10 protein-coding genes and 1 pseudogene are annotated in these 11,834 nt (G+C 53.4%); 7 read left to right on the top strand and 4 right to left on the bottom strand.

Translation table 11 applies throughout. The annotated features are described in order from the left end of the window. A partial coding sequence (gene hemW / locus B3Y70_RS03260; protein ID WP_288589186.1) for a radical SAM family heme chaperone HemW occupies window positions 1-969 on the top strand: 969 nt, incomplete at its 5' end. Continuing rightward, entirely contained in the window at window positions 969-1,520 is a 552-nt protein-coding gene (locus B3Y70_RS03255) for a hypothetical protein (protein WP_014420389.1), read from the top strand. The genes hemW and B3Y70_RS03255, both read left to right, overlap by 1 nt. Before the next feature lie 2 nt (window positions 1,521-1,522). On the opposite strand, the gene trmB is transcribed toward B3Y70_RS03255, so the two are convergent. The 3 genes and pseudogenes from trmB to B3Y70_RS17560 form a co-directional block, all read right to left on the bottom strand. Next, window positions 1,523-2,239 (bottom strand): tRNA (guanosine(46)-N7)-methyltransferase TrmB, encoded by a 717-nt coding sequence (gene trmB, locus B3Y70_RS03250; RefSeq protein WP_226597913.1) that lies wholly within the window; start codon window positions 2,237-2,239, stop codon window positions 1,523-1,525. A gap of 71 nt (window positions 2,240-2,310) precedes the next feature. Continuing rightward, entirely contained in the window at window positions 2,311-2,670 is a 360-nt protein-coding gene (locus tag B3Y70_RS17565; protein WP_414674106.1) for a hypothetical protein, read from the bottom strand. 3 nt (window positions 2,671-2,673) lie between these two features. Beyond that, a pseudogene (locus B3Y70_RS17560) lies at window positions 2,674-3,015 on the bottom strand (ATP-binding protein); the annotation flags it as partial. Between the two features lie 89 nt (window positions 3,016-3,104). Between B3Y70_RS17560 and B3Y70_RS03240 the strand changes: the two are divergent. The 5 genes from B3Y70_RS03240 (at window position 3,105) to B3Y70_RS03220 (ending at window position 9,218) form a co-directional block, all read left to right on the top strand. Next, on the top strand, window positions 3,105-3,803 hold the full coding sequence (locus B3Y70_RS03240) for a TnsA endonuclease N-terminal domain-containing protein (protein ID WP_286893313.1): 699 nt from the start codon (window positions 3,105-3,107) through the stop codon (window positions 3,801-3,803). Next, window positions 3,796-5,730: a Mu transposase C-terminal domain-containing protein gene (locus tag B3Y70_RS03235; RefSeq protein WP_286893316.1), complete on the top strand. Its 1,935-nt coding sequence runs from the start codon at window positions 3,796-3,798 to the stop codon at window positions 5,728-5,730. Before B3Y70_RS03240 ends, B3Y70_RS03235 begins: the two co-directional genes overlap by 8 nt. Continuing rightward, window positions 5,727-6,623 (top strand): TniB family NTP-binding protein, encoded by an 897-nt coding sequence (locus tag B3Y70_RS03230; RefSeq protein WP_286893319.1) that lies wholly within the window; start codon window positions 5,727-5,729, stop codon window positions 6,621-6,623. The genes B3Y70_RS03235 and B3Y70_RS03230 overlap by 4 nt, the downstream gene beginning before the upstream one ends. Further along, a complete protein-coding gene (locus tag B3Y70_RS03225) occupies window positions 6,581-7,711 on the top strand; it encodes a TniQ family protein (protein WP_286893321.1) in 1,131 nt (376 codons plus the stop codon). Before B3Y70_RS03230 ends, B3Y70_RS03225 begins: the two co-directional genes overlap by 43 nt. Window positions 7,712-8,249: 538 nt before the next feature. Further along, the gene (locus B3Y70_RS03220; RefSeq protein ID WP_288589185.1) at window positions 8,250-9,218 is read left to right on the top strand and encodes a hypothetical protein; all 969 of its coding nucleotides are present in this window, start codon (window positions 8,250-8,252) and stop codon (window positions 9,216-9,218) included. 282 nt (window positions 9,219-9,500) lie between these two features. On the opposite strand, the gene B3Y70_RS03215 is transcribed toward B3Y70_RS03220, so the two are convergent. Next, window positions 9,501-11,834 (bottom strand): DEAD/DEAH box helicase family protein, encoded by a 2,334-nt coding sequence (locus tag B3Y70_RS03215; RefSeq protein WP_286893327.1) that lies wholly within the window; start codon window positions 11,832-11,834, stop codon window positions 9,501-9,503.

Here is an 11,834-nt window from a genome sequence, read left to right as displayed (position 1 = left end):
CGGGAACGCCCCATTGAAACCGTGTTCATCGGTGGCGGAACCCCTTCCCTGATGAGCGGCGCGTTCTACCACCGCCTGTTCGAGCGGCTCCGGGAACGGCTAACATTCAGCCCCGAGGCCGAAATCACCCTGGAGGCCAATCCCGGCACGCTGGAGACTGGTCGATTCGAGAGCTTCCGGGAGGCGGGCATCAACCGGCTGTCCATCGGTGTTCAGAGTTTTGACCCAAACCAACTGAAAACCCTGGGCCGGATTCACGACAGCGCGGCGGCCCACAGCGCCATTGACGCCGCCCGCAAGGCCGGTTTTGATAACTTCAATGTCGACTTGATGCATGGCCTGCCCGGCCAGACACCAAGTCAGGCTCTGGATGATTTACAGGCAGCGTTGAGCTACCAGCCCCGGCACCTATCCTGGTATCAGCTCACCATCGAGCCCAACACCGAGTTTTTCTCCCGACCACCCGCCCTACCGGACGATGACCGGCTTTGGGAAATATACCAGCGCGGGGGAGATCTGCTGCGCCGGGCGGGCCTGGACGACTATGAAGTCTCGGCCTGGAGCCTGCCGGGGGCCCAGAGCAGGCATAACCTGAATTACTGGACCTTCGGCGATTATCTGGCCCTGGGGGCTGGCGGCCATGGCAAGGTAAGCCTTGCCGACGGACGGATCCTGCGATACTGGAAGACCCGGCAGCCCGACGCGTATCTCAACCGGATCGGCTCCCGCACGGCCGGCAGTGAGGCCATAGAGCCGGAGGACCGGCCCCTGGAATTCATGATGAATGTGTTGAGGCTGAAAAGCGGCACTGAAGAACAACTGTACAGTGAGCGTACAGGTTTACCACTGTCGTCCATTGCGGTAAAACTTGAGCAGTTACGAAACGAAAACCTGATCGTCCCCGACCGTCTGCAGGCGACGGCGCAGGGGCAAAGATACCTGAACAGCCTGCTGGAGCACTTTCTCTGATGGACTCAGCCCAGCGCCCACCACTCATACCCATGCGCCCGATGAAGCTGCCCATGAAAGTTTCCCTGGTGGCTGCACTGGCACTGTGGCTGGTTCTGGTGGCGCTGAACCAACCACTGCATACGGCCGCCGCCCCTCAGGGGATCGTCAGTTTACAACTGGCCGGTACCGCCGAGCAGACTCACGCCATTCTGCGCAGCTGGCGCGACGGCAATCTCGCCATGGCACGGCTATCACTGTGGCTCGACTTTGTGTTCATCGTGGTCTATCTGGCCGCGCTGCTTCAATTAACCCGCCACTTCACCCGGGACAGACCGGGTATCCGGGAACGGATGGTCGCCCGCTGGGTGCGCGCCCTGTTTGTCATCGCAGGCATCAGCGATGTAGCGGAAAACATTGTTCTGCTTAATAACTTCAATCCGCCCTCAGACTCCCTGAGCCTGACCGCCACCATTCTGGCGCTGGTGAAATTCACCGGCCTGATACTTGGCATGGCGGGCCTGGTGGTCATCCGTGCTTCCCGCCGCAGGCCCCTGACTCACTCCCACTGAACTCAGTTGGTGCGATAAAACAACAAATCCCAAACTCCGTGACCAAGATTTTCGCCACGCTTCTCGAACTTGGTGATCGGGCGGTCATCAGGCTTGGGCGAATAACCACCTTGCTCCTGGGTATTGGCAAAGCCTTCTGACGCGCTCATCACTTCCAGCATATGCTCAGCGTAGTTCTCCCAGTCAGTGGCCAGGTGCAGAATACCGCCTACCCGCAATTTATGACGGATGCGCTGAACAAATTCCGGCTGGATCAAGCGGCGCTTGTGATGTTTTTTCTTGTGCCACGGATCCGGGAAGAACACCATTACGCGATCGAGGCAGGCATCCGGCAGACACAGGTCAATCACATCATTGGCATCAATGCTGTAAACCCGTACGTTCTCCAGACCACGTTCTTCCACTTCCTTCAACAAGGCTCCGACGCCAGGCAGGTGTACTTCCACCCCGATGAAATCCTGCTCGGGTGCGGCTTCGGCCATATCGGCAAGGGATTTGCCCATCCCGAAACCAATCTCCAGGTTGAGCATGTTATCCCGGCCAAACACCTCACGGGGGTCGATCATGCCATTGTCCCGGCTCAGTCCGTACTTGGCCCAGTTGCGATCGAAGGCCTTCTTCTGACCTTCGGTCATCCGCCCCTGGCGCAGTACAAAGCTGCGAACACCGCGGCGTGTGGTGACCGGATTCGTATCCTGAGTCTCGTTCTGGTCAGTCATTCTGTGTCCTCAAGCTTCAAAGCGGATCTCGTGGAATAAACCTGGCACACAGTTTACCAGAGTCAGTAGCTTCAGGCGGAGACAACCGACCCCTGGCCGGCCTGGCGGTCAAGTTGGCGATAACCCAGCGCCTCCATCAGGTGCGACTGGCTCAAGTGTTCCGCACCCTCCAGATCCGCCAGGGTGCGGGCCAGTCGTAATATGCGGTGGAGCGCCCGGGCCGAAAGCCCCAGCCGCTCCATGGCGCGGGTCAACAACTGCTCACTGGCTGCATCCAGCCGACAAGCCTGATCCAGCAAAGCTCCCGAGAGGGCCGAGTTGAGCATCCCGCGAGCCTCCTGCCGGGCTCTGGCATCCAGAACCCTGGCCCTGACTCTGGCGCTACTTTCACCGGACGCCCCGGAACCGAGCAAAACCTCTCCGGACTGCACTGGAACCTCCACATGCAGATCGAACCGATCCAGCAACGGCCCCGAGATCTTTGCCCGATAACGCATCACCTGTGCCGGCGTGCACTGGCACTCGATATTGGGATGACCACTGTAACCACATGGGCATGGGTTCATGGCGGCCACGACCTGAAATCGCGCTGGAAAAGTGACCTGTCGCGCCGCCCGGCTGATGGAGATTTCGCCAGTTTCCATGGGCTCCCGCAGCACTTCCAGGACCCGCCGTTCAAACTCCGGCAGTTCATCCAGAAACAGCACACCCCGGTGCGCCAGAGAGATCTCACCCGGGCGAGGACTGCTGCCACTGTCATATACTGTAATAAATGAGACAGTGGAAACGGGAAATCATGATGTTAGCCTGCAAAAAACACAAATTAATGAGACACTTTTTCCCTAATTGGTGAGACGAGGCCGGAATGAACGTAAATAACCGAGACATGCTTCAGATCAGGGAATCTGTAAGGCAAATTGGGACCACTCGCCGCAGCGTCTCAGGCACTTACATGTTTCGAGGCGAAACTCCCATCCAATTTGAATCAACTCTGGAACGCGATTTCCTGATAAAGAAAGCTTTTTCCCGAAGCGTTCTTGATGTGATTTCTCAGCCAGTCCGCATCCCATTCAAGACGAGGGACGGTCGCAGCTTCCAGTACACGCCAGACTTCCTTGTTTACTACCGTCTTGGGTGCCGGGATTATCTTGATTACCCCTGTCCTGTGCTAGTGGAAATAAAGCCTGCCAGCGAGTGGCGAGCTCGGTGGCGTGACTGGCTGCCAAAATGGAAGGCTGCTTATCGCTATGCTCGCGAGCAAGGCTGGCTATTCACGATTCAAGATGAATCGCGGATTCGGGACCAAGCTCTTCGCAACATTAAGTTTTTGGAGCGTTTCAAACGCATGTCTTTCCCTCAAGCTGAAAAGGAAGAGGTGCTCCAAAACCTGACCGAAATGGGTAGTGCTCCTGTCCATTATTTGCTGAGTCGCCATTTCATGGGAATCTACCGTCCAGAAGGACAGAGTCTCATCTGGCACTTACTTGCGACTCAAGAGCTTGAGAGCGACCTAAGCCGCCCGCTTAATGACACAACGACTCTATGGGTGCCTACCGATGAGTAAAGAGAGTAATGACAGCACCTCTAGTGAAGCCGTTATCCCGATTCGACAACGAATCAACGTAAACGTCGGCAATTATCTACAGCACGGCGAGAACGTTTATAAAATTACGCAGTTGCTCGACTGGGAATCTGCCATAGGGATTAATGTGGAGACAGGTAGATCCGCCCCGCTCCGGATTAAGGAGCTGCGCCCTGTCATTGATGCGAGTGACGAAAATAATCAGGTTTATGAGGATCTGGAAGAGATTGCAGATTCCGACTGGGCGATTGCCGAAAAACGATATGCAGCAATTAAGCCTTTGGTAAATGAATGCAGCCCGGGGCGGGCTGCAGTGGCTGAGCGGGCTGGCGAGGTCGGCGTTGGTACCGCAACGCTATACCGTTGGCTAAACCGCTTCAAAAGCGTAGGTGTGGTATCCGCGCTGATACCGCAACAGCGGGGCTGGAAATCCGGTAAGGGCCGAATTTCTGGTTTGGCTGAAAGGGTTATCCAGGAGGTCATTGATGAAGTGTACCTCACTCCTCAGAGGCCAAATGACCAAGTAATAATTATGGAGGTGAAGCGTCGGTGTTATAACCAAGGCATCGATGCACCCAGCGCCAGCGCCGTCCGTTCTAGGCTGGCTAGAATTCCTGAACGCATTAGAATGCGTAAGCGAGGATTCAGAGAAAAGGCCCGCAATCAGTTTCAAGCTACGCCTGGCCATTTCCCAAATGCTGATTACCCCCTTGCTTACGTTCAAATTGATCACACTCCCGTCGACATTATTTTGGTGGATGACGAATTCCGGCTACCAATAGGACGCCCCTGGATCACCGTTGCAATAGACGTCTTCAGTCGCGTTGTAACAGGTTATTACCTTTCTTTTGACCCTCCGTCTGCAACGTCCGTCGCTATGTGCATAGCGCAATCGATCCTGCCCAAAGACGACTGGCTTACCTTGCATGGTGTTGAAGCCAGCTGGCCCGTCTCTGGAATCCCTGTAACCGTGCATGTAGACAATGGAGCAGACTTTCGGTCAGAGACGTTCCGGCGCGCTTGTGAGGTATATAGCATCAATCTGGAATATCGACCTGTACGAGCGCCAAGGTATGGTGGCCACATCGAGCGGCTCCTTGGAAACTTCATGAAAAAGGTGCACGCGGTACCAGGCACCACATTTTCATCGGTTCCGGAAAGAGATGAGTACGACTCGGAAAAGCATGCCGCCATGACGAAATCGGAATTTGAGAGGTGGCTGGTTACCCTGATCGCCCGCCACTACCATTATGATCGTCACAGCGCTCTGGGCATCCCACCAATCAAACAGTGGGAAATTGGTATCTTCGGAAATGGGCTTACCTCAGGCGTCGGAGTTCCACCTCAGCCAGCAGACCGGTCCACGTTGTTGCTTAACTTTTTGCCTGCATTCCGGCGAACCGTTCAGAGCTTCGGCGTAACAATCGATGGCATGCAATACTACGACGAGGCTTTGCGGGCATGGATAAATGCTAAGGAACCGGCGAATTCCAAAACAAAGCGACAGCTGGTCTTCAGGCGAGACCCTCGCGATATCAGTCAAATTTGGTTCTTTGACCCTGATCTGAAGCAATACTTCAAAATACCGTTTGCGGACTTATCGTTGCCAGCTATGAGTTTATGGGAGCTACGACAAGCAAAAGAAAAATTAAAAGCTGAAGGCAAAAAGGTATTTAACGAACACTTGGTTCTGGAAGCTCTTACGGATCTTCGCAAGCAGGTTGAAGAATCCAAGATGAAAACTAAACAAGCTCGCCGGCAAGCTCAACGCCGCAAAGAACATGAGCGTAAAATTACTCCGGTCGAACCCGTTAAGGCGCAACAATCGGAGCCATCGGTAAGTACATCATGGGATGATGACCTGCTTGACGACAGCGCGGATATTCGAGGCTTCGGAGATATTTCATGAGCGATGAAAAATATGGCCATATACACCCCGAGTTTCGGCACATTGCCTGCCTTAGCATGGAAGAGCGCCTTAATTTTCTAGATCAGCCACGATGGATAGGGTACAGCGCAGCGCACCAGATTCTTGACACGCTCCAAGGGCTGATGAGGAAGCCGAAACAGCCGAGAATGCCCAACTTGTTAATAGTGGGAGACTCGAATCAGGGTAAAACAACGCTGATTCGACGTTTTTATGAGCTCTGCGGCACGCCCTACATTAACGACGAAGCCGATCCGATAAAACCAGTCATTGTTGCAGAGGCATCATCTACTGCCGATGAGAAACGGCTCTACTGTTCAATATTGGAGCGCTTTCATGCACCGTATCGCGCCACTGATCCCACAACAAAGCTTCTATATCAAGTGATACACCTGCTCCGGGAGTGCCAGGTGAAGATCCTCGCCATTGATGAGTTCCACTCATTGCTGACCGGCTCCGCTATAAAACAGCGAGAGGTAATGAATGCGATCAAGCTGCTTTGCAATGAGCTGGCTATTCCTATCGTCGGAGTAGGTACCAGAGATGCGGTACGAGTCCTCCATACCGATCCCCAGCATGCCAGCCGGTTTGATGTTGTGCAGCTTCCGCGCTGGGAGCTGAATAAGCAATTCCAAAGCCTTCTCGTGGATTTCGAATCCGTCCTGCCTCTTAAAAGGCCTTCTCAGCTACACAAGCGAGAGCTAGCAAAGCTCTTGTATTCCATCTCCGAGGGTAATCTCGGCAATCTCCACCGATTAGTCACTCAGTGTGCAGGGGATGCCATCCGAATCGGACAAGAGCAGATCACTCAAGAGATCATTAAGGGAAACAAATGGCTGCAGCCTACTCGTGGCATCCGGGAAGTCATGCTGTAGGGGCGCAATGGCCTCTACCAACCCCTCTTTTACCGGACGAGATACTATCGTCCTGGCTGGTCAGAGCTGCTCTTAAGCAGGGCTGTAGCCCAATGACTCTTGCCGCAACGCTCTGGACCGACTGGAGAATGTGGACGATAGACACGGATCGCAATCTATCCTCTGGTCGGCTGAAAGTACTTTCACTACGATCTGGCATCCGAGAAGACTTTATTCGGGCGGCAACACTGGCCCCGACGATAGGTAAAACTCAACACCGCCCTTTATCGAAAAATATCACCTGGCCCTGGACACTTACCATTGGCGCCCGGAACACAAAACGACGGAATGGCTTGCAGTATTGCCCCCTGTGCCTAACAGGGGATGCATCCCCTTATTTCCGAATCAACTGGCGCTTTGCCTGGCACACTGGATGCGAAAGACATCAATGCGCGTTGCTTGACCGTTGTTGGTACTGCCAATCTCCTGTTGAGCCTCATCGTTTAACGGAACTCTCCTCAAGTGCCGCAGTATGCTCGAGTTGTAACAAAGCTCTGGCTGAGGGACCACAAAGCAAAGGCTGCCCGTATGCCCTTGCATTCCAGCAAGCCTGCGATCAGGTACTGACAACAGGTTTCTTCAAACAACCGATCGGAGAAGGAACCCTTGTTGAGTGGTTTCCATTGGCGAACTTTTTTGTGACGCTGATCCGCCGTACCGCGTGCACGCAGACAGAAGCCCAAATATCTCTATTCAACCTTCTCAACATTGAAATCCCACCAGGCTTTCCGATTGCGCTCGGCACCAACAAGGAGTGGCTATCTGTTAAACACCGGCAGGTACTGTTTAACACGGCATGGCAGTTAATGATTACCGATCGAGAGGATTTCCGGTCAAAGCTGCTGGAATCCGGCATTTCAAAGCAAGGCTTCGCAGAACAGATCGATTTCGTACCACCAGCTCTTCAAGAACTACTCGATCTGTTGCCTGATGCGCGCCATAAGCAGCGGAAACCCAGACGCTCAAAAAAGCCCGGGCCACGACCCCGCCGGGAAGTAGAACGCATGATGGCAAGGCTCCAAAAGAGATTGGCAATGAGGCAGCAATGAGGCAGCAATGAGTGACCCGAAGCATCGCCCCCGACAGACCGAATGTGATGAGTGCGGAAAGTGCCCGGTGAGAATCCATCGAGTTAATCATGGTCATCGATACTGTGGGAGTTGCTATGCTCGCGTTTTCATCAGACACGACTGTCCCAAGTGCGGGAGGCCTGCAAGACTACCTCGCACCGACCCAGATGCCATTTGCCAAATCTGTGAAAGAGAACAACCCTGTATTCGCTGTCAAAGAAGTGATGTCAGAACGGGCCTGATAACCCAATATGGCCGAGTCTGTAATGCCTGTTCCGTGTTTTTCAGACCTAAGAGTCCATGTGATGCTTGTGGACAGCCATCCTCAAAGCTCTCCCGCGTCGCCCGCTTAGATGGGACGTTACGTCTGTGCCCTCGTTGTCAACGATCAGACTTTCGAACCTGTTCAGCGTGTCGCCACTTCAGGCGAGTATTTCTTACATCTCCAGCAGGCCATCCATTATGTAGGTTGTGTTATCACATCGGCGAGATACCTTGTAATACCTGTGGCAAGTTGATGCCAGCCGGGCGTGTGAACTGTTGCGAAGGCTGCTACTGGGCCAAAACCGCCCGTAACCGTCTGGCCATTGACCAAAACGGTTTTTCCTCGCGCTATATGGCTAAGGAGTTTGGTAGCTTTGGTGATTGGTTGTTAACGACGTATGGTGGCAAAACGGCGGCCTTGTCTATTCACCGGTACCTCACTTTCTTTTTAGAGATTGAAAAAGTATGGGGGTCGTTTCCTGACTACCGGTCCCTCGTTGGCCACTTTAAAGCCGAAGGTTTGCGCCGGGTACAGCGACCAATGAGGTGGCTTTCCGCAATACATGAAATCAAACCAGACCCAGAGATTAGAGAGGAAACCTCTGAGAGAACTCGGCTGGATAATATACTAGCGCTCTATCCGAGCAGTACGATCGCTGGTCAGGCGATTCATGGGTACGTGGCCAGACTCAAAAGAAGACAACATGAAGGCAAAACAACCACTCGCTCAATTCGCCTCGCATTAACGCCAGCGGTAGGGCTTTCTCAGCTCGTCATAAGGGCGGGCCATGACCTGCCCAACCAAAAGCTTTTGGATGCGTATCTCACAGATCACCCGGGTCAAAAAGCCGCCATCATCGGATTCATTAATTTTCTGAACCGCGAATACCAGATCGATATCAAAGCTAGAGTTGACCCTAAACTGACTCGGCGGAACCGTCGAAAAAAGCTTGAGGCAGCACTCAGCGCTATGATGCAAAACGGTAGCAACGATGCAGGGTTTCTTCGGAAATGGACACCCGTAGCTCTGGAGTATTTTCACGATGTAAAAATACCAAGGCGCATGCTCCGGTCATTGCTGGAATCCGCTGAATACGTGGACGAACTAGGAGTAAACTTAGTGGTAAATAGTCGGCGCCATTACATACCAGTTCCAACGAGTATTCTCTCCAAAAACAGCGGCGCTTTCAGGCAAACTCTCTCGAAACCTCTAAAAAAGTGATTTTCATTTCAACCCCTCGGACAGAAGATATTAAAATTTGATAAACCGTCAGTCGTTCTGTACCGCCCGCAGCCATCTCATCTAACATTTGATAACTTTTGGAACGTAAAAGCGCTTCCCAACTTGTAACCTCCTTGCAAAACAGGGGCTTTGACGATTTTTATCATACCTTTTTGTGAATTATCAAAACTTAACGCCCTCTGCCCCCCCCTCAATAAGCTGTGGTACCTAATTGTTGTGCTCCACACCAGCAGCGGTCATGCCGAGCACAAACAGTCTCGCTTAGTCCTCCTGTGACGGGATGAACGATTTCACTACGGACTCAAGCTCCTCATGTGGAATCGTTCGCAGCTCTCGACCACTCCCAAGCTCCCATACGGAAAAACCTTCTTTACTATCTGGTGTACCGTCAGACTTCCATCTTCCTTCAACAACGAATTTGACATCTACTGTCGTCGGTACGTTTTTATGAGGCTGAATCGAAAGCAATTTGCGCCGCGCGTCCGCCTCAACAAGATGGCTGCCTTTGGTATCGACGCAGATCACGGTTTCCCCTGCCCAGACCAGGAAGTCTGGGAAGAACCACACCGTTTGGCCAAGTGTCACCATCGGGATTTTATAGCCTGTCTGAGAACGGTTTCTGGCCCAAGTAAGCCCCGTGCGGTCGAGCGCACGAGCGAAATGCTGCTCGAAAGAGTTTAGTCCATCGTAGCCCTCGTGGAGGGCATTATTAAAATGCTCCATTGACCCACGCCGCACCAGAGTACTGCTGATTTCGTATGGCTTCGGCTTTAGTTGCTTGATGACAGCGTGACGAAGATATTCATCCACAGCCTCGGCGGCGTTATCGGCTAAGCTGGAGTATGCGCTGCTGCCTACCCCGACCTTCGCGTCGAACTTCTTCCCGTCGGTATTCATCACCATAAGTGCTGGACGATACCGCCGGGCTACTTCGCGACAAAAAACCCAGCGTGCATTGACACGATTCGATTGCTCGAAAGAGACCCATTCTGAGTCTAATGATTCGCTGATGCCGATGGCTTGCTTTACCGTCCTACGACGGCCCACACCGCGGGTGTTTACCATATCCTGTGAGTAGTCGTGAACCTTCTCCAGAACTCTCTCGACGGGCTGTACCGTCGCTTTGTTATCGATAGCTGTCCGCGGCACTGAAAGAGACTCCTTCGGCGCAAGGCTCTCCGGTACCTCTGTGCCAGGCGGAGAGGTCAGAATGCGCACCTCCGGAGCATCTCCTCCCAAACCCTTACGCACGTCTTCGATAACTTGTGTGAACGTATCGTTCCGGTCGACACGGACATAAAAGTGGGCAGTATTCAGGCGATCCGATTCATAGTGCATTACATTCGGCTGCCTGAGCACGCGACCGATCACCTGGTTGATCTGGACGGAGGATTCCATCGTCTTGTCGACGTAGGCGAAATACACCTTGGGATCGTCCCAACCCTCCTGGAGAGTCCGGTTGAAAATGATGTGCCGGTAATCTCCTGCCACGAAGTCGTCGTAATCGTTCTCGCCGCCACTAAACAGCACGAAGTTTGGGGGCAAAGGGAAATCTTGGTGTGTCTTGAGATCCGCGTAAATGGCGATCTCCTCCGGAGCGACCCCGCACTGCTCCGTGAGATAGCGCCAGATGAGTATTGGCGGAGCCTGGCGCTGCTCGAACGGTTGCTTTGGATCGTCGGTCTGACCAGCGTCGTGGGCAAGGATGTTCGTGTTGCAGACGTAAATCGCTTTTGGCAAGAAGTTTAACTTCTCCGCTTTCGCTGCCGCCTCAGCCTCGCGCATATCTGAGAGCATCTCGGAGATAGTCTCTTGCATCGGTACGTTTAGGCCGTTGAGCGAGATCATCCCTTTGACGAGGCCCGATGAGACAACGGTCGATGACTTTACCTTGGTGATCAGGTCTTCGTCGCTGTATTTACCCTCCGTCCGCAGCGGCTGAACAACCTCCGTATCGAACTGGGCAGGGAACCGAAGAGTCGCACTTGCGAGCAGGAAAACAGAAGGCTGCTGCTCGAGGAGCAGCGTGGTCTGCTGATCACTGAGGTTCTGCGCTTCGTCGTAAACGATGACCAGTGGACGTTGCTGGCCGTCGGCTGTCTCGCGGACCTTAAGCGCCTCCCACCTAGTTGACTCTATATTGTCCGTGTCAATTGAGAAAATCTTGAGATTACTTGTCTCTCGGTCCTTTTGGTTGAAAGTGCCAACAGTTGCGAAGTAGAGCAGTGCCTCGCTTGAGTTCGCGACGTCCTCGGGGTCGTACTCACCGAGCAGTCGTACCGTGATGTCCGAGAGTAGATGATTGTACTTCCCGCCTTCAGCGAGGTTTGCATAGCTTTGTTGGACGACTACTTTGCCTTTTGACAACCACAGGATCACCGGCGGAACCTCCAATAAGGAGCTGATCTCGCTAACAGCCTGAGCAAGTATCGAAGTTTTCCCTGAACCTGTGATCGAAGAGAGTGCTTGATAGAAAGGCACGGCTCGCCTCTTCGAACTTCGTCCGAACTCGATGGGGTCTGCGACGTACTCGACATAACGGTCGGCCATCTGCGAGGCTGCGTCCTGCTGGAACTGGAAGAGTTCAATTCCCAT

The organism is Marinobacter sp. UBA5687, assembly GCF_002420325.1.
GTDB lineage: Bacteria > Pseudomonadota > Gammaproteobacteria > Pseudomonadales > Oleiphilaceae > Marinobacter > Marinobacter nauticus.
This window is presented reverse-complemented; position numbering and strand designations above follow the sequence as displayed.